We start from the raw sequence: 17,821 nt of genomic DNA on the forward strand, positions 1-17,821 counted from the left end.
AAAAAGCAGAGTTGGGCTTTAATCCAATTCTGCTTTTATGTATTCTAATAACTCTTCTAGATTTTCGAGAGAGACTTTAGCGAACTGATAAGGACAGGCGTCCAAATAAGCCTTCTCAAAAAAGTCTAGTTTGAGTGAGCTGTGTTTTAAACTGGTGATTTTAGGATAGTCTCTCAAATCAAGCAAAAGACCATCATGTAGAGGATAGTGGGGCAAGGGACAGGTGTTTTCTTCAAGCACTTTCTTTATCTGAGTCTGATAGTTCTCTTGAAGGGTCAGTCTGGCCAGTCGATTTTTTTCAAATAGCCGGCTATCGATGTAAAGAGAGAGAGCCTTTTGCATGATGAGATTGCTGTCATAGTCCAGGATATTTTTGTAGGAAACAAAGGCCTTTTTTAGGGCATTTGGGAGAATGAGAGTGGTAATACGAAGGGCTGGAAAGAGACTGGTTGAGAAGGACTTGATATAAATGACCCGATCTTCAGTATCCAGATAGTGGAAGGTCTGCCCTTTTTTAGGGTCTAAATCTCCTAGATAGTCATCCTCTACGATGTAAACACCATACTGGTTTGCTAGATCTAGAATAGCCCTTTTTTCCTGATCAGAATAGGAATGACCTAGAGGATAGTGGAAGCGAGGAATAGTGTAGAAAAACTTGATTTTCCCAGATTTGAACTGTTCTTCCAGTTCTTCAAGGTCAATGCCATCAATTCGGCGTTCAATGGTCTGGTAGGCTAATCCTTGAGCGACCAAGAGACGATTCATCCGGTGATAAGTAGGCTGTTCGACCAAAATCTCAGCTCCCTCGCTCGGAAAGTTAATCTGAGAAAGGATAAAGAGAGCTTGCTGGGTGCCAGATGTTAGAACCAGTTGATCGGGTTTGCAGTAGAGGGCTTGGTCAAAGAGGAGTTGATGGACAGATTGTCTCAGTTCCTCAAGGCCTTCTTGGTTGTCATAGTAGTTGAAGAGGTAGTTTTCTCGGCCTATCAGGGTTTCATTGACGCAGAGTCTGAAGTCGTCATAAGCACTGGCATGTTCATCAGTGACTTCGATTTCCAAGTCCTGATGCTGGCCCTGTTCTAGAACATAGTAGCCACTTTGGGGTTTGGCATAGAGGTATTGTTCATGGCGTAATTCCAGCAGGGCTCGTTGGATAGTGTCCTTGCTACAGTGGAAGTCTTGGCTCAGTTGACGGATAGAGGGAAGTCTGCTACCAGTTGGAAATTTTCCTGATTCGATCCCTTTTTTTAGAAAGGAAACGACTGCTTGGTATTTACTTTCTTTCTTCATTCCAGACCTCCGTTGATTTTGTTACATTGTACCTTTTTTTTGCCTCCTTTGCAATGGGAAAAACATTTCTCCCTTTCACAACTAGGAGCAAATGTGGTATACTTAGAAAGTATGATGATTCATTGAAAAGAAGATAAGAAAGAGAATGGATAGAAAAGTGCAGGAACCGGTTAAATTATTTCAATACAATACTTTAGGTGCCCTAATGGCAGGTCTCTATGGTGGAACCATGACAGTGGGAGAATTGCTGGAACATGGTGACCTTGGTTTGGGAACCCTTGATTCGATTGATGGGGAGTTGATTGTCCTTGATGGCAAGGCTTATCAAGCCAAGGGATCTGGTCAAACGCCTGAAATCGTTGAAGTGGCAGCGGATGCTCTTATTCCCTATGCAGCAGTGGTTCCCCATCAGGCAGAAGTGATTTTCCGCCAGCGTTTTGAGATGACGGATAAGGAATTAGAAAAGCGGATTGAGTCTTACTATGATGGGGAAAATCTCTTTCGTTCCATCAAGATTCATGGGGAATTCGCCCACATGCACGTACGGATGATTCCTAAATCCACACCTGATACCAAGTTTGCTGAGGTTGCCACCCATCAGCCTGAATATAGCCGTGAAAATGTATCGGGAACCATTGTTGGATTTTGGACACCGGAGATTTTCCATGGAGTGAGTGTTGCAGGCTACCATTTGCATTTTATCTCAGATGATTTGACCTTTGGTGGGCATGTGATGGACTTTGTTATCAAAGAAGGAATGATCGAGGTTGGAGCAGTCGATCAGTTGGATCAACGTTTTCCAGTCCAAGATCGCCAGTATTTATTTGCCAAATTTAACGTTGACGAAATGAAGAAAGATATTGATAAGTCAGAATAGGAGAAAAAGATGACACTACATATTATCCTTACCATGATCGCTTTACTTCTAGTCCTAGTAGGTGGGACTTGGTATGCCAAAAAACGGTTTCAGATCTCTCTTGCAGTGATGGGCTTGGGGGCAATCGCATTTTTTGTTTCTTCTCAAGTGTTAGAGAAGATGGTTCACCTTTTGGTACTCCATCCGCAAAAAGATGGAACCATTCCGCTCATGCAGGAGCAGCCTTTCCTATATGTTCTTTACGCGATTGCCATGGCTGCCCTTTTTGAGGAAACTGCCCGCCTTGTCTTTTTTAAATGGTTGGAGAAAAAGAGAAGTATAGAAGATAGAGATGCTTTGGCTTATGGCTTGGGACACGGGGGCTTGGAGTTGCTATATCTCGGAATGGGAAGCTTGATCAGTCTTTTGATTCTCTTTTCACTCATCCAGTCTTCAAATACTGATGTAGCCAATCTCCTTCCAAAGTCTACACTCGAAACGGTTCAGTCTCTTTCTGTATGGCAGGTCTATCTACTAGGAGTTGAACGTGTGCTTGCCTTAGTTCTCCAAATCGGTCTTTCCATCTGGGTTTACCAAAGTGTTAGCCAAAAGAAATGGATCTATCTCGTTGCTGCCTATGGTTTGCATGCCTTGTTTGATTTGGCTCCAGCTTTATCTCAAGTAGGATGGATTGCAAATCCGCTTCTAGTTGAGTTTATTCTTCTCGTAGAACTTCTAGTCTTTATCTGGCTAACAAAATCTACATTTTGGAAAAAATCATAAAAAGAGGGGGTGACCTCTTTTTTTATGTGAAGATTGGATACAGAAATTTCCAGTCGTCAAAAATCTTTAAAAATGGTATAATGAAATCACTTTACAAAAGGATGAGAGATATGACATTAGTAACTAGAATACAAGAACAATTAGAAGGAATTGATATTCGTTTTAAGGAACCCTTGAAGCTCTATACCTACACTAAGGTAGGGGGACGAGCGGATTATCTGGTTTTGCCACGCAATCGCTATGAGATGGCGCGTGTCGTTCAATTTGCCAATCAAGAGAATATTCCTTGGATGGTGCTAGGAAATGCCAGCAATATTATCGTTCGTGACGGTGGAATTCGTGGATTTGTCATCTTGTGTGACAAGCTCAATAACGTTTCAGTTGATGGTTATACCATTGAAGCGGAAGCTGGGGCCAACTTGATTGAAACGACACGTATTGCCCTTCGTCATAGTTTGACTGGTTTCGAGTTTGCCTGTGGCATTCCAGGGAGCGTCGGTGGAGCAGTCTTTATGAATGCGGGTGCCTATGGAGGAGAGATTGCTCATATCTTGCAGTCTTGTCAAGTTTTGACCAAGGGAGGGGAAATCGAGACCTTATCTGCCAAGGAATTGGCTTTTGGTTACCGTCATTCAGCTGTTCAAGATTCTGGAGCTATTGTTTTGTCAGCTAAATTTGCCCTAGCTCCAGGAAATCATCAGGTTATCAAGCAGGAAATGGATCGCTTGACTCACCTTCGTGAACTCAAACAGCCTTTAGAGTACCCATCTTGTGGCTCAGTCTTTAAGCGTCCAGTGGGGCATTTTGCAGGTCAGTTGATTTCAGAGGCTGGTTTGAAAGGCTATCGTATCGGTGGTGTTGAAGTATCTGAAAAACACGCTGGTTTCATGATCAATGTTGCTGACGGAACGGCGAAAGACTACGAGGACTTGATCCAATCTGTTATTGAAAAGGTAAAGGAACACTCAGGTGTTACCCTTGAGAGGGAAGTCCGTATTTTGGGTGAGAAAGAATAAGGTTTGGGCAGAAAAGTTGCTGCTATAACCATTGTAAGGGGGTGAAAGCCTATCGTTAGTGAAGATGTATGTAGGCAGTTCAATCTCCTACACGAGGTAGTAGCGGCCTGACAGAGCCAGGATCTGTTAATTTATGAAAAAGAAGGAATTTATGACAATTGAAAAAACCAATTATTGAATTCAAAAACGTCTCTAAAGTTTTTGAAGACAGCAACACCAAGGTTCTCAAAGACATTAACTTTGAGTTGGAAGAGGGGAAGTTCTACACTCTTTTAGGCGCATCTGGTTCAGGAAAATCAACCATTCTAAACATCATTGCAGGTTTACTGGATGCGACAACAGGAGATATTTTGCTGGATGGGGTACGGATCAACGACATCCCAACCAACAAGCGAGATGTCCATACAGTCTTCCAATCCTATGCCTTGTTTCCACATATGAATGTGTTTGAAAATGTTGCTTTTCCGCTCCGCTTGCGTAAAATCGACAAGAAAGAAATTGAGCAACGTGTAGCAGAAGTTCTCAAGATGGTTCAGTTGGAAGGTTACGAGAAGCGTTCCATCCGTAAACTCTCTGGAGGACAACGTCAGCGTGTAGCTATTGCCCGTGCCATCATTAACCAACCCCGTTTGGTATTGTTGGATGAGCCCTTGTCAGCGCTGGACTTGAAATTGCGAACAGACATGCAGTACGAACTGCGTGAATTGCAACAACGATTGGGGATTACCTTTGTCTTTGTCACTCACGATCAGGAAGAAGCCCTTGCCATGAGTGACTGGATTTTCGTTATGAATGATGGCGAGATTGTTCAGTCTGGAACGCCTGTGGACATCTATGATGAGCCGATCAACCACTTTGTTGCCACCTTTATCGGTGAGTCCAACATCTTGCCAGGAACCATGATTGAGGACTACTTGGTTGAGTTTAACGGAAAACGCTTTGAAGCGGTTGATGGTGGGATGAAGCCAAATGAGCCTGTCGAAGTCGTTATTCGTCCAGAGGACTTGCGCATCACTCTTCCTGAAGAAGGCAAGCTCCAAGTTAAGGTTGATACCCAACTTTTCCGTGGGGTTCACTACGAGATTATCGCCTATGACGAACTTGGCAATGAATGGATGATCCACTCGACTCGTAAGGCCATTGTGGGTGAGGAAATCGGTCTGGACTTTGAACCAGAAGATATCCACATCATGCGTCTCAACGAAACCGAAGAAGAGTTCGATGCTCGTATTGAAGAATACGTAGAAATCGAAGAGCAAGAAGCAGGTCTGATTAACGCAATCGAGGAGGAAAGAGATGAAGAAAACAACCTCTAAACTCTTTGTAGTGCCCTACATGCTTTGGATTGCCCTCTTTGTTCTCGCACCCTTGGTCTTGATTTTCGGTCAATCCTTTTTCAACATTGAAGGGCAGTTCAGTTTAGAAAACTATAAATCTTACTTTGCGTCCCAAAACCTGACCTACCTTAAAATGAGCTTCAACTCTGTGCTCTATGCAGGGATTGTGACCCTAGTGACTCTTTTCATCAGCTATCCAACAGCCCTCTTTTTGACTCGTCTCAAGCACCGTCAACTCTGGCTCATGCTGATTATCCTTCCTACATGGATTAACCTACTCCTTAAGGCTTATGCCTTTATCGGGATTTTTGGTCAGAATGGCTCTATTAATCAATTTTTGGAATTTATCGGAATCGGTTCACAGCAGTTGCTCTTTACTGATTTCTCCTTCATCTTTGTCGCAAGCTACATCGAGCTTCCATTTATGATTTTGCCCATTTTCAATGTCTTGGACGATATGGACAATAATCTGATCAATGCTAGCTATGACCTTGGTGCAACTAAGTGGGAGACCTTCCGTCATGTCATCTTCCCTCTATCTATGAACGGTGTGAGAAGTGGGGTTCAGTCCGTCTTTATCCCCAGCTTGAGCCTCTTCATGCTGACACGTTTGATTGGTGGGAACCGTGTTATCACACTGGGAACGGCTATTGAGCAGAACTTCCTGACCAATGACAACTACGGTATGGGTTCCACCATCGGTGTGATTCTCATCCTGACTATGTTCATCACCATGTGGGTGACCAAGGAAAGGAGAGAACGATGAAAAAATTTGCCAATCTCTACCTAGCCTTTGTCTTTATCATCCTTTACTTGCCAATTTTTTACTTGATTGGCTATGCCTTTAATGCTGGCGATGATATGAACAGCTTTACTGGTTTTAGCTTGAGCCATTTTCAAACCATGTTTGGTGATGGTCGTCTCATGTTGATCCTGACCCAAACCTTTTTCTTGGCCTTTCTATCAGCCTTGATTGCGACCATTATTGGGACTTTCGGTGCCATCTATATCTATCAGTCTCGTAAGAAATACCAAGAAGCCTTTCTATCACTCAATAATATTCTCATGGTTGCACCCGACGTTATGATTGGTGCCAGCTTCTTGATTCTCTTTACCCAGCTTAAGTTTTCACTTGGATTTTTGACGGTTCTATCTAGTCACGTGGCCTTTTCCATCCCAATTGTGGTCTTGATGGTTCTACCTCGTCTCAAGGAAATGAATGATGATATGATTCACGCGGCTTATGACTTAGGTGCCAGTCAATTTCAGATGTTTAAGGAAATCATGCTTCCTTACCTGACTCCGTCTATCATTGCAGGTTATTTTATGGCCTTTACCTACTCGCTGGATGACTTTGCCGTGACCTTCTTTGTAACGGGAAATGGTTTTTCAACCCTGTCAGTCGAGATTTACTCTCGTGCTCGGAAGGGGATTTCGTTAGAAATCAATGCCCTCTCTGCCCTTGTCTTTCTCTTTAGTATTATCCTAGTTGTTGGCTATTACTTTATCTCACGTGAGAAGGAGGAGCAAGCATGAAAAAACTCTATTCATTTTTAGCAGGAATTGCAGCCATTATCCTTGTCTTGTGGGGAATTTCCCATCATCTAGATAGTAAAATCAACAGTCGAGATAGTCAAAAACTGGTTATCTACAACTGGGGAGACTACATTGATCCCGAACTCTTGGAGCAATTCACCGAAGAAACAGGCATCCAAGTTCAGTACGAGACCTTTGATTCCAACGAAGCCATGTACACCAAGATCAAGCAGGGTGGAACAACCTATGATATTGCCATCCCAAGTGAGTACATGATCAACAAGATGAAGGACGAAGACCTCTTAGTACCTCTTGATTATTCAAAAATTGAAGGAATCGAAAATATCGGACCTGAGTTCCTCAACCAGTCTTTTGACCCGGGCAATAAATTCTCCATTCCTTATTTTTGGGGTACCTTGGGAATTGTCTACAATGAAACCATGGTAGATGAGGCGCCTGAGCATTGGGATGACCTCTGGAAGCCAGAATATAAGGATTCCATCATGCTTTTTGATGGGGCGCGTGAGGTGCTGGGACTCGGGCTTAACTCACTTGGTTACAGCCTCAACTCAAAGGATCCTCAGCAGTTGGAAGAGACAGTAGATAAGCTTTACAAACTGACTCCAAATATCAAGGCCATTGTGGCGGACGAGATGAAGGGTTACATGATCCAGAACAATGCTGCCATCGGTGTGACTTTCTCTGGGGAAGCCAGCCAGATGTTGGAGAAAAATCCTAACCTCAAGTATGTCGTTCCGACAGAGGCCAGCAATCTCTGGTTTGATAACATGGTCATTCCCAAAACCGTAAAAAACCAAGATGCAGCCTATGCCTTTATTAACTTTATGTTGAAACCCGAAAATGCTCTTAAAAATGCAGAATATGTCGGCTATGCAACACCAAATAACACGGCTAAGGAACTGCTCCCAGAGGAGACCAAAGAAGACAAGTCCTTCTATCCAGACGCTGATACCATGAAAAACCTAGAAGTTTATGAGAAATTTGACCATAAATGGACAGGCAAATATAGCGATCTCTTCCTACAGTTTAAAATGTATCGGAAGTAGAAGATTTCCAGTTGTTGGAAAGAAATTTTAATTAGACTAAAATAAAACCTAGCTATTAGTAACAAGAAAAGTTTCTATAGCTAGGTTTTATTATGGTTTCAAGTGGTAAGTAGTAATAATTTGTGAATCGTGTTATAATTTTTCTAATCATAAAGAATTTATCTTTTCATAGAAAAAAGTGATTTAGGAACTATTTGTAGGAGTATTATATCTATTTCGTTTACTTATTGTGGAGTTGTATGTGGAGTCATTTTCGTAGATGACAAATTTTATATAGGGATTGACCCTGATTTATCTCCTAAAGGTACTTTAGTTCAATTTAAAGGCTTTGTATCTAAAAAACAAACTGATGTCAATAATGACAAGAAGCTTCATAATAAAGTTAACGTTTGGTTAATAATTCATGGTCATCGAGATCATTTAGATGATATAGGGAAAGGATACCTGAGGGATAAAACCGTAATTTCTCCTAACAGAAAAATCACAGAAGGATTGTCATGTTTAAATAATATAGTTTTGAATTGGGGAGAAGAGCAGTTGTTTTCAGCTGATGAATATCAAATTATTATTAAAGCTGTGCCAGAGTACCATGCGAGTAATTATATAATGCAAAAAATAGTTGGAAAGGTTAATGGATATCAAATAACAATCACAACTCCTTTGCAAACTAAAATAATCTACTTTACAGGTGACACGATTTTATATCCAGGATTAACAGATTTTGTTCTCCAAAAAATTGATACTATTTTTGCAAATCTTGGAGCCGTCAAATCTGATTCATTTGGTAGTCCATTCACAATGGATTTAAAGATGTTAAAGCAATTAGAATCTACACTTCAACCCAAAAATATTTATCCGATTCATATTGAAGATTATAGTCATTACCAGACTACAAAAAAAGAAGTAACAGATGCTAATTATAAAACTCTTTCTGTGGGGGAGATGATTAGTATCTAAGTTTAAGAATCTATAACTTGATGTGGTATCTTTAAAATGATATAACTTGACGAATCTCTATCAAAACAGTATAATAGTAAAGTTGAGAATTGATTTTCAGTTGTCTTAGTCCAGAGAAATGGCGGTGCTGCGAGCCATCTAAGGTAGAAAGTCATGCTACTCAATCAGACAATTGCATAAGATTATGAGAATGACAAGTTCATTGAATGAAGGTGGTACCGCGGTTTTTCGCCCTTCGTGATGTGAGCTTGTCTTTTGATTTTTGGAGGTGTTTATGAAGACATTTCTCGTGAAACAAAAGTTTCGTCTTGGAGGCGAACGCTTTGATATCAAGGATGATAGAGGAGTGGTAAACTATCAGGTGGAGGGATCTTTCTTCCAAATTCCTAAGACCTTTACCGTCTATGACGCCTATGGTGAGCAAGTCAGTGAGATTAGTAAAGAATTTTTCACCTTGCTTCCTCGCTTTAATATCCAGTTACGAAACGGTTCAAATTTCATCATTCGTAAGAAGCTGACCTTCTTTCGAGATAAGTATGAGTTTGATCATCTAGGGCTTCGTATAGAGGGCAATATCTGGGATTTGAATTTCAAATTGCTAGATGATCGTGATCAGCTTGTCGCCGAGATTCGAAAAGAGATTTTCCATTTGACCTCAACCTACAATGTTACCGTCTATGAAGACTCTTATGCAGATCTGGTCATTTCCCTCTGTGTCGCGATTGACTATGTGGAGATGCTGGAAAGCCAATCAAATTAAATAAGTAAATAAGGAGATATTATGAAACAACTATCTAGTGCTCAAGTTCGCCAAATGTGGCTTGACTTCTGGGCAAGCAAAGGCCACTCTGTAGAACCATCAGTGAGTTTGGTTCCTGTAAATGACCCAACTCTTTTATGGATTAACTCTGGGGTAGCAACCCTTAAGAAATACTTTGACGGGACTATCAAACCTGAAAATCCACGTATCACCAATGCGCAAAAAGCCATCCGTACTAATGACATCGAAAACGTAGGGAAGACTGCTCGTCACCATACCATGTTTGAAATGTTGGGGAACTTCTCTATTGGAGATTACTTCCGTGATGAAGCCATCACCTGGGCTTATGAACTCTTGACAAGCCCAGAATGGTTTGATTTTCCTAAAGACAAACTATATATGACCTACTATCCAGATGATAAAGATTCTTACAACCGCTGGATTGAAGTGGGCGTGGATCCAAGTCACTTGATCCCAATCGAAGATAACTTCTGGGAAATCGGTGCAGGACCTTCTGGACCAGATACAGAAATCTTCTTTGACCGTGGGGAAGCCTTTGATCCAGAAAATATCGGTATTCGCCTTCTAGCAGAAGATATCGAAAATGACCGTTACATCGAAATCTGGAACATCGTTTTGTCACAATTTAACGCGGATCCTGCTGTTCCTCGTAGCGAATACAAGGAATTGCCACACAAAAACATTGATACGGGCGCTGGTTTGGAGCGTTTGGTGGCGGTTATCCAAGGGGCTAAGACAAACTTTGAAACAGACCTTTTCATGCCGATTATTCGTGAAGTTGAGAAGTTGTCTGGTAAGGTCTACGACCAAGATGGCGATAACATGAGCTTCAAGGTTATCGCTGACCACATCCGTTCCCTTTCATTTGCCATCGGTGATGGTGCCCTTCCAGGAAATGAAGGCCGTGGTTATGTTCTTCGCCGTCTTCTCCGTCGTGCTTCTATGCACGGTCAAAAATTGGGTATCAACGAGCCTTTCCTTTATAAACTTGTTCCAACTGTTGGAAAAATTATGGAAAGCTACTACCCAGAAGTGCTTGAAAAATGTGACTTTATCGAAAAAATCATCAAGAGCGAAGAAGAGTCATTTGCCCGTACCCTTCATTCAGGTCAACACTTTGCAGAAACCATTGTAGCTGATTTGAAAGCGAAAGGTCAAAACGTTATCGCTGGGCAAGATGTCTTCAAACTCTACGACACTTACGGATTCCCAGTTGAATTGACTGAAGAAATCGCTGAAGAAGCTGGGATGACTATAGACCGTGAAGGTTTTGAAGTAGCCATGAAAGAGCAGCAAGAACGTGCGCGTGCGTCAGCTGTCAAGGGTGGCTCAATGGGAATGCAAAATGAAACCCTCCAAAACATTACAGTGGAAAGTGTCTTCAACTACAATGCTAGTCAATTGCCTTCGAAATTAGTAGCTATCGTAGCGGATAATGCAGAAGTAGAAGCTGTTTCTGAAGGAACTGCATCCCTCATCTTTGCAGAGACTCCATTCTATGCTGAAATGGGTGGACAAGTAGCTGACCATGGTCAAATCTTGGACACTGCTGGAAACGTTGTGGCTACAGTGACAGATGTTCAAAAAGCACCAAACGGCCAACCACTTCATACTGTTGAAGTCCACGCTCCGCTTGCCTTGAACCAAGAATACACACTTAGCATCGACACCAACCGTCGTCTTCGTGTGATGAAGAACCACACAGCGACTCACTTGCTTCACGCTGCCCTTCACAATATCCTTGGAAACCATGCGACACAAGCAGGATCCCTTAACGAAGTCGAATTCCTTCGCTTTGACTTCACACACTTCCAAGCAGTAACTCCTGAAGAATTGCGCGCCATTGAACAACAGGTCAATGAGAAAATCTGGGAAGCAATTGCAGTAGAAACTGTTGAGACAGATATCGATACAGCTAAAGAAATGGGAGCTATGGCCCTCTTTGGTGAGAAATACGGCAAGGAAGTCCGTGTCGTTACAATCGGTGATTACTCTGTTGAACTTTGTGGTGGTACGCATGTTGGCAACACTTCTGAGATTGGTCTCTTCAAGATTGTCAAAGAAGAAGGAATCGGATCAGGAACTCGCCGTATCTTGGCAGTGACTGGTAAAGAAGCCTTTGAAGCCTACCGTGAGCAAGAAGACGCTCTGAAAGCTGTCGCAGCAACCTTGAAAGCACCTCAACTCAAGGAAGTGCCTCACAAAGTCGAAGGACTTCAAGAGCAGCTCCGTCAATTGCAAAAAGAAAATGCAGAATTGAAGGAAAAAGCAGCAGCCGCAGCTGCAGGCGATGTCTTCAAGGATGTGAAAGAAGTCAACGGCCATCGTTATATTGCTAGCCAAGTGTCTGTATCAGATGCCGGTGCCCTTCGTACCTTTGCGGACAAATGGCAACAAAAAGACTACTCTGATGTGCTTGTCCTAGTTGCCGCTATTGGTGACAAGGTCAATATCCTTGTTGCAAGCAAGACAAAAGATGTGCATGCAGGAAACCTTGTCAAAGAATTGGCTCCAATCGTCGATGGACGTGGTGGTGGTAAACCAGACATGGCCATGGCAGGAGGAAGCAACCAAGCGAAAATCCAAGAACTCTTGGATGTAGTAGCAGGTAAATTGTAAGACAATAAAGATCTATCCATTTGGGTAGGTCTTTTTGTGCATACAAAAAAGCCAAATCCAGTTGGATTTGACTTGTAACTGATAGGTTTATTTTGCCGCCCAGACACTGACTGAACCTGCTGCTACTGGAAAATCTCCATAACCGTCAGCATCAATTGTGACTAGGTCTTGGTGATTTCCAAGTAAATCTACAAAGGTTTGGTTAGCCCATTCTTGACCAACAAACATTGACTTGCTGTTTTCTTGGTCATTTGAGATAAGGACAGCGATTGGGGATTGATGTTCAGCACCTGAACGAACCCAACCTATACAGTTGGCATCGTCAAAGTAGTCTGTTTGCTCTCCATAGGCCAAGTCTTTTCGGATGGCTAGGAGACGGTCAAGAACTTCTCTGAAATCTTCTTGAGCAAATTGCCCTGAAATACCGTAATAATCTCCGTAAAAGACACATGGAAGCCCATCTTTGCGTAATAGAATAAGGGCATAGGCTGCTGGTTTGAACCATTCTTCAACAGTAGACTCAAGGGCCTGTCCTCGTTGAGTATCATGGTTGTCAACGAAAGTGACAGCCTTGTCAGGCTTGAGTTCAACCAAGCTATCAGTAAAGATAGTACGGAGGTCGTAGCTTGCTCCAGCTTGACTGGCTTCAAAGAGATTCTGGTGGAGACGAACATCGACAAGGTCAAAACGTTCCTCTGTTTTTTCGAGATAGTCTAGGTTGGCTTCTTTATCTGGGTTCCAAAATTCACCAAAAACATAGAAATCTTGACCATATTTTTCCTTCATATCACGGATGAAATTGCGCATAAAGAAAGAGTCGATGTGTTTGACGGCATCCAAACGGAAACCAGCAATACCAGTCGTTTCCATGAACCAGTCAGCCCAGTCATAGATGTTTTGGATGACTTCAGGATGCTTAAAGTCTAGGTCAGCATACATGAGGTAGTCGTAGTTGCCGTTTTCGTTATCGACCAATTCCTCATTTGCCCAACCTTTATTGTCTCCCTGGATCAGGTAAATGCCAGACTTACGGCGCTTGGCATCATAGTCTGTACCTGTGAAGTGGTACCAGTGCCAGTGGAAGTCATTGTAGGTATCTTGGCGACCATCGAAAGTAAAGTGAGTCCAGCCATTGATAGTAAAGGGCTCGCTTAGTTGAACGGTACGATCCTCAGGGTCTACTTCAATAACCTGAAAGGCTTCCATATGATCAGCAGCGGCCTTGTGATTGAGCACCACATCGGCCATAGGTTGAATTCCTTGTGCCTTTAGGGCTTGAATGGCTTGAAGATAGTCTTCTTTAAACCCATACTTGGTACGGACAGTTCCTTTTTGGTGAAATTCGCCTAGGTCAAAAAGATCGTAAACACCATAGCCGACATCTTTTTTGTTGGTTGCCTTGAAGGCAGGTGGCATCCAGACATGGCTGATACCAAGGCTTGCTAGGTGCTCTGCATCATTTGTCAGTCGCGTCCAGTGTTGGCCGTCGTGAGGCAAATACCATTCAAAGTATTGCATAAGTGTCTGATTTTGCATTGTTTTTCCTCTTGCTTATCAATGTTGTGTTTTATTCTACCATAAAGTTTAGTACTAGGCAAACGTTTGCGCAGTTTTCTATACTCATTTCTAGAATTGTCTATTTTTAAAGACACTATTTCCTTCCCATTGCTAGAGAAATAATGTTTAGGAGAAAAAATAAATTGAGTAAACTTATTTTTACAAAAATGGCACTTAGTAAACTAAAGTAAAAATGGATAAGCGGTTTCTTTTTTGAGAATTGTCATAAAATTTGCTATAATAGTAGCTATGAATAGAATTAGGGTCAGCAGACGTGTTGAAAAAAAGCTAGCTAAAGGTCTAGTTCTTTTGGAAGCAAGTGATTTAAGAGATATTGATCTGACGGATCAGGCAGTAGAAGTTCTTAGTCAAGACGGGAAGTTTTTAGGGAGTGCCTATCTTTCTCAACAGAACAAGGGAATTGGTTGGTTCATCAGCAAGGAAAAGGTTAGCTTTAGCCAAATCTTCTTTGGATCTCTGTTTCGTAAGGCAAAGGAAGCTAGAATGCCTTATTATCAAGATGACTTGACTACTGCCTTTCGCCTTTTTAACCAAGAGGGGGATGGTTTTGGTGGCCTGACTATCGATCTCTACGGAGATTATGCTGTCTTTTCGTGGTACAACTCGTTTGTTTACCAGATTCGGAAGTTGATAGTAAAGGCTTTTAAGGAAGTTTTTCCTGAGGTCTTGGGAGCGTACGAAAAGATTCGTTTTAAAGGTCTAGATTACGAGTCTGCCCATGTTTATGGTGAGGAAGCGCCAGACTATTTTACTGTTCTTGAGAATGGCGTGCTCTATCAAGTCTTTATGAATGATGGCTTGATGACAGGTATTTTTCTGGACCAACATGAGGTTCGTGGGAGTTTGGTGGATGGTCTAGCCATGGGTAAATCCTTGCTCAATATGTTTTCCTATACGGCTGCCTTTTCAGTTGCTGCAGCTATGGGAGGCGCCAGTGAGACGACTTCTGTCGACTTGGCCAAACGATCGAGAGAGCTATCAGAAGCTCATTTTCAGGCAAATGGATTCAGTACGGACAATCACAGTTTTATCGTCATGGACGTTTTTGAGTACTTCAAGTATGCCAAGCGAAAAGGCTTGACTTATGATGTGATTGTGCTTGATCCGCCGAGCTTTGCTCGCAATAAAAAACAAACTTTTTCTGTAGCTAAGGACTATCACAAGCTGATTTCCCAAAGTCTAGAGATTTTAAATCTGGGAGGCATTATCATTGCCAGTACCAATGCTGCCAATGTTTCCCGTCAGAAATTTACAGAACAAATTGATAAAGGTTTTGCAGGAAGAAAATATCAGATCTTAAACCAATATGGTCTTCCAGCAGACTTTGCCTATAATAAAAAAGATGAAAGCAGTAATTACCTCAAGGTGATTAGTATGAAGGTTAGTAGATGAAATTAATCGTTTCAGTAATGCCAAGAAGTTTAGAAGAAGCGCAAGAACTGGATGCCACACGGTATGAAGATGCCGATATCATCGAGTGGCGTGCAGACTTCCTCGCCAAGGAAGCCATTTTACAGGTAGCACCTGCAATCTTTGAGAAATTCGCAGGCCGCGAACTGGTCTTTACCCTTCGGACTCGCTCTGAGGGAGGAGAAATCGAACTGTCTTCTGAGGAGTATGTTCAAATCATCAAGGAAGTCACTCAACTCTATCAACCAGACTATGTGGATTTTGAGTACTTCAGCTACAAGGATGTATTTGAGGAAATGTTGGATTTTCCAAATCTTGTTTTGAGTTACCATAATTTTCAAGAGACACCTGAAAACATGATGGAAATCCTGTCTGAGTTGACCAGTCTTTCTCCAAAAGTGGTCAAGGTATCTGTCATGGCCCATACGGAGCAGGATGTTTTAGACCTGATGAACTACACACGAGGATTTAAAACACTCAATCCTGAACAAGACTACGTGACCATTTCCATGGGGAAAATGGGCAAGGTATCTCGTATCACTTCAGATGTGACGGGTTCGAGTTGGTCCTTTGCTAGTCTAGATGAAGCGAGTGCCCCAGGTCAGATTTCTCTATCAAACATGAAGAAAATCAGGGAGATTTTGGATGAAGCTTGATGGCTATACACGTTTAGCTGCAGTTGTTGCCAATCCCATCAAACACTCTATTTCCCCCTTTATCCACAATAGGGCCTTTGAGGCGACAGCTACCAATGGTGCCTATGTAGCTTGGGAGATTGAAGCGGGTGACTTGGCAGAAACAGTCGCCAATATTCGCCGTTACCAGATGTTTGGCATCAACCTGTCTATGCCTTACAAGGAGCAGGTTATTCCTTATCTGGATGAGTTGAGTGATGAGGCTCGTTTGATTGGGGCGGTCAACACAGTTGTTAATCAAGATGGAACGTTAATTGGATATAATACAGATGGCAAGGGATTTTTTAAGAGCTTGCCTTCTTTTACAATCTCGGATAAGAAAATGACCATTCTGGGAGCAGGTGGTGCGGCCAAGTCCATTTTGGCACAGGCTATTTTGGATGGTGTCAGTCAGGTTTCAGTCTTTGTTCGTTCAGTTTCCATGGAAAAAACAAGATCTTACCTAGACAAGTTGCAGGAGCAGACAGGCTTTAAAGTGGACTTGTATGCTTTAGAAAATCTTTCTGAACTGCAAGCAAGGATTGCTGAGTCGGACCTGCTCGTCAACGCGACTAGTGTGGGGATGGATGGTCAGTCGTCCCCAGTTCCTGAAAGCATCAATTTGCCAAAGGCTCTCTTGGTCGCAGATATCATTTACCGACCCTTTGAGACGCCATTTTTGAAATGGGCTAGAAGCCAGGGCAATCCAGCCGTCAATGGTCTGGGAATGTTGCTCTATCAAGCTGCTGAAGCTTTTCAATTGTGGACAGGTAAAGAAATGCCGACAGACGAGATTTGGCAGTCCTTAACAGAAAAATATAAATAGTGAAAAGGAGACCCTACTATGAAAATCAGAATTGATATTCCGCATCATCCCTATGATATTCAGATTGAAAAAGGTTGTTTGGCTCAGACTGGTCAATGGTTGAAAGAACTTTGGCAACCTCAAAAGGTAGTCATTGTGACCGATAACCATGTAGCTTCTCTCTATGCAGAGAAGGTTAAACTCAGCCTAGAAGATGCTGGTTTTCAGGTAGCTGTTTTTGATTTCTTAGAAGGTGAAGAAAGAAAGAATTTAACCACTGTTCAGAAAGTTTATGAATTTCTAGTTAAGCAGGGTTTGACACGTAGCGATGGAATCGTGGCTCTTGGTGGTGGTGTCGTAGGGGATCTGGCTGGTTTCGTAGCCTCTACCTATATGCGGGGCATTCACTTTGTTCAGATTCCGACTAGTTTGACTGCTCAGGTTGATTCTTCTATCGGTGGTAAGACAGGAGTCAACACTCCATTTGCTAAAAATATGGTGGGGACCTTTGCTCAACCAGATGGGGTTCTGATTGATCCGCTTGTCCTTGAAACACTCGGAAAAAGAGAGTTGATTGAAGGAATGGGTGAGGTTATCAAGTATGGCTTGATTGAGGATCCAGAACTATGGGCTCTCTTAACGGAGCTGGATGGTTCTGTTGAGAGTATTCTGGAACATGCAGAGACTTTGATAGAACATTCTTGTCAGGTTAAGCGCAAGATGGTGGTTGAGGATGAGTTGGATAACGGTGTTCGCCTTTACCTCAATTTTGGGCACACTATTGGCCATGCTATTGAAGCGACTGCTGGTTATGGCAAGGTCATGCATGGTGAGGCTGTGGCCATGGGCATGGTTCAGATTTCCAAGGTTGCTGAGGAAAAAGGCCTTATGCCGATTGGCATAACCCAGTCCATCACAGCTATGTGTCAGAAATTTGGTTTGCCTGTTGACTATGAAAACTGGGATGTTGATAAACTTTATCAAGCTTTGACTCATGACAAGAAAGCGCGTGGGAACACCTTGAAATTGGTCTTGGTACCAGAGCTTGGTTCAGCGACCATTCACCCAGTTTCTCTGGAAGAGATGAAAGACTACTTGGTAAAATAAGGAGA

The 17,821-nt window shown here is 42.4% G+C and carries 16 protein-coding genes; 14 read left to right on the plus strand and 2 right to left on the minus strand.

Annotation, left to right across the window (positions count from 1 at the left end):
* Positions 1-18: 18 nt before the first annotated feature.
* Positions 19-1,290 carry a PLP-dependent aminotransferase family protein gene (locus tag HMPREF1125_RS07695; RefSeq protein WP_000712264.1) on the minus strand — a complete coding sequence of 424 codons (1,272 nt, stop codon included), beginning with the start codon at positions 1,288-1,290 and terminating at the stop codon, positions 19-21.
* Between the two features lie 145 nt (positions 1,291-1,435).
* Between HMPREF1125_RS07695 and budA the strand changes: the two genes are divergently transcribed.
* The 10 genes from budA (at position 1,436) to alaS (ending at position 12,242) form a co-directional block, all read left to right on the plus strand.
* Complete coding sequence (gene budA / locus HMPREF1125_RS07700) at positions 1,436-2,167, plus strand: acetolactate decarboxylase (RefSeq protein WP_000375404.1); 732 nt, start codon at positions 1,436-1,438, stop codon at positions 2,165-2,167.
* Positions 2,168-2,176: 9 nt separating this feature from the next.
* The gene (locus HMPREF1125_RS07705) at positions 2,177-2,929 is read left to right on the plus strand and encodes a YhfC family intramembrane metalloprotease (RefSeq protein ID WP_000172436.1); all 753 of its coding nucleotides are present in this window, start codon (positions 2,177-2,179) and stop codon (positions 2,927-2,929) included.
* A gap of 110 nt (positions 2,930-3,039) precedes the next feature.
* Positions 3,040-3,945, plus strand: a complete 906-nt coding sequence (murB, locus tag HMPREF1125_RS07710; RefSeq protein ID WP_000177107.1) for a UDP-N-acetylmuramate dehydrogenase — start codon at positions 3,040-3,042, stop codon at positions 3,943-3,945.
* A 158-nt stretch (positions 3,946-4,103) separates the two neighbouring features.
* Complete coding sequence (locus HMPREF1125_RS07715; protein ID WP_000742898.1) at positions 4,104-5,261, plus strand: ABC transporter ATP-binding protein; 1,158 nt, start codon at positions 4,104-4,106, stop codon at positions 5,259-5,261.
* A complete protein-coding gene (locus tag HMPREF1125_RS07720) occupies positions 5,242-6,048 on the plus strand; it encodes an ABC transporter permease (RefSeq protein WP_000754111.1) in 807 nt (268 codons plus the stop codon). The genes HMPREF1125_RS07715 and HMPREF1125_RS07720 overlap by 20 nt, the downstream gene beginning before the upstream one ends.
* Entirely contained in the window at positions 6,045-6,818 is a 774-nt protein-coding gene (locus HMPREF1125_RS07725) for an ABC transporter permease (RefSeq protein WP_000712722.1), read from the plus strand. Before HMPREF1125_RS07720 ends, HMPREF1125_RS07725 begins: the two co-directional genes overlap by 4 nt.
* A complete protein-coding gene (locus HMPREF1125_RS07730; protein WP_000737943.1) occupies positions 6,815-7,885 on the plus strand; it encodes an ABC transporter substrate-binding protein in 1,071 nt (356 codons plus the stop codon). Before HMPREF1125_RS07725 ends, HMPREF1125_RS07730 begins: the two co-directional genes overlap by 4 nt.
* Before the next feature lie 279 nt (positions 7,886-8,164).
* Positions 8,165-8,842, plus strand: coding sequence for an MBL fold metallo-hydrolase (locus HMPREF1125_RS0102325; protein ID WP_268928459.1), 678 nt, complete (start codon positions 8,165-8,167; stop codon positions 8,840-8,842).
* A gap of 274 nt (positions 8,843-9,116) precedes the next feature.
* On the plus strand, positions 9,117-9,602 hold the full coding sequence (locus HMPREF1125_RS07735) for an LURP-one-related/scramblase family protein (protein WP_000847089.1): 486 nt from the start codon (positions 9,117-9,119) through the stop codon (positions 9,600-9,602).
* Between the two features lie 21 nt (positions 9,603-9,623).
* The gene (gene alaS / locus HMPREF1125_RS07740) at positions 9,624-12,242 is read left to right on the plus strand and encodes an alanine--tRNA ligase (RefSeq protein ID WP_000811721.1); all 2,619 of its coding nucleotides are present in this window, start codon (positions 9,624-9,626) and stop codon (positions 12,240-12,242) included.
* 87 nt (positions 12,243-12,329) lie between these two features.
* Here alaS and HMPREF1125_RS07745 read toward each other — a convergent pair whose 3' ends face one another.
* Positions 12,330-13,778 (minus strand): alpha-amylase, encoded by a 1,449-nt coding sequence (locus HMPREF1125_RS07745; RefSeq protein ID WP_001181090.1) that lies wholly within the window; start codon positions 13,776-13,778, stop codon positions 12,330-12,332.
* 270 nt (positions 13,779-14,048) lie between these two features.
* Between HMPREF1125_RS07745 and HMPREF1125_RS07750 the strand changes: the two genes are divergently transcribed.
* Genes HMPREF1125_RS07750 through aroB form a run of 4 tightly spaced genes read left to right on the plus strand, consistent with a single transcriptional unit; the run spans position 14,049 to position 17,816 of the window.
* Positions 14,049-15,212: a class I SAM-dependent rRNA methyltransferase gene (locus HMPREF1125_RS07750; RefSeq protein WP_001079981.1), complete on the plus strand. Its 1,164-nt coding sequence runs from the start codon at positions 14,049-14,051 to the stop codon at positions 15,210-15,212.
* The gene (gene aroD / locus HMPREF1125_RS07755; protein WP_000767777.1) at positions 15,209-15,886 is read left to right on the plus strand and encodes a type I 3-dehydroquinate dehydratase; all 678 of its coding nucleotides are present in this window, start codon (positions 15,209-15,211) and stop codon (positions 15,884-15,886) included. Before HMPREF1125_RS07750 ends, aroD begins: the two co-directional genes overlap by 4 nt.
* The gene (locus tag HMPREF1125_RS07760; RefSeq protein ID WP_000762469.1) at positions 15,876-16,730 is read left to right on the plus strand and encodes a shikimate dehydrogenase; all 855 of its coding nucleotides are present in this window, start codon (positions 15,876-15,878) and stop codon (positions 16,728-16,730) included. The genes aroD and HMPREF1125_RS07760 overlap by 11 nt, the downstream gene beginning before the upstream one ends.
* Positions 16,731-16,748: 18 nt before the next feature.
* On the plus strand, positions 16,749-17,816 hold the full coding sequence (aroB, locus tag HMPREF1125_RS07765; RefSeq protein ID WP_000702147.1) for a 3-dehydroquinate synthase: 1,068 nt from the start codon (positions 16,749-16,751) through the stop codon (positions 17,814-17,816).
* The last annotated feature ends 5 nt before the right edge of the window (positions 17,817-17,821 follow it).

The sequence above is a fragment of the Streptococcus oralis SK304 genome, assembly GCF_000287715.1.
Lineage (GTDB): Bacteria > Bacillota > Bacilli > Lactobacillales > Streptococcaceae > Streptococcus > Streptococcus oralis_Y.

What these genes read in the sequence shown, in the direction of transcription:
- HMPREF1125_RS07695 (WP_000712264.1), bottom strand. Translation starts at nt 1,290, where the DNA reads ATGAAGAAAGAAAGTAAATACCAAGCAGTCGTTTCCTTTCTAAAAAAA.
- budA (WP_000375404.1), top strand. Translation starts at nt 1,436, where the DNA reads ATGGATAGAAAAGTGCAGGAACCGGTTAAATTATTTCAATACAATACT.
- HMPREF1125_RS07705 (WP_000172436.1), top strand. Translation starts at nt 2,177, where the DNA reads ATGACACTACATATTATCCTTACCATGATCGCTTTACTTCTAGTCCTA.
- murB (WP_000177107.1), top strand. Translation starts at nt 3,040, where the DNA reads ATGACATTAGTAACTAGAATACAAGAACAATTAGAAGGAATTGATATT.
- HMPREF1125_RS07720 (WP_000754111.1), top strand. Translation starts at nt 5,242, where the DNA reads ATGAAGAAAACAACCTCTAAACTCTTTGTAGTGCCCTACATGCTTTGG.
- HMPREF1125_RS07725 (WP_000712722.1), top strand. Translation starts at nt 6,045, where the DNA reads ATGAAAAAATTTGCCAATCTCTACCTAGCCTTTGTCTTTATCATCCTT.
- HMPREF1125_RS07730 (WP_000737943.1), top strand. Translation starts at nt 6,815, where the DNA reads ATGAAAAAACTCTATTCATTTTTAGCAGGAATTGCAGCCATTATCCTT.
- HMPREF1125_RS07735 (WP_000847089.1), top strand. Translation starts at nt 9,117, where the DNA reads ATGAAGACATTTCTCGTGAAACAAAAGTTTCGTCTTGGAGGCGAACGC.
- alaS (WP_000811721.1), top strand. Translation starts at nt 9,624, where the DNA reads ATGAAACAACTATCTAGTGCTCAAGTTCGCCAAATGTGGCTTGACTTC.
- HMPREF1125_RS07745 (WP_001181090.1), bottom strand. Translation starts at nt 13,778, where the DNA reads ATGCAAAATCAGACACTTATGCAATACTTTGAATGGTATTTGCCTCAC.
- HMPREF1125_RS07750 (WP_001079981.1), top strand. Translation starts at nt 14,049, where the DNA reads ATGAATAGAATTAGGGTCAGCAGACGTGTTGAAAAAAAGCTAGCTAAA.
- aroD (WP_000767777.1), top strand. Translation starts at nt 15,209, where the DNA reads ATGAAATTAATCGTTTCAGTAATGCCAAGAAGTTTAGAAGAAGCGCAA.
- HMPREF1125_RS07760 (WP_000762469.1), top strand. Translation starts at nt 15,876, where the DNA reads ATGAAGCTTGATGGCTATACACGTTTAGCTGCAGTTGTTGCCAATCCC.
- aroB (WP_000702147.1), top strand. Translation starts at nt 16,749, where the DNA reads ATGAAAATCAGAATTGATATTCCGCATCATCCCTATGATATTCAGATT.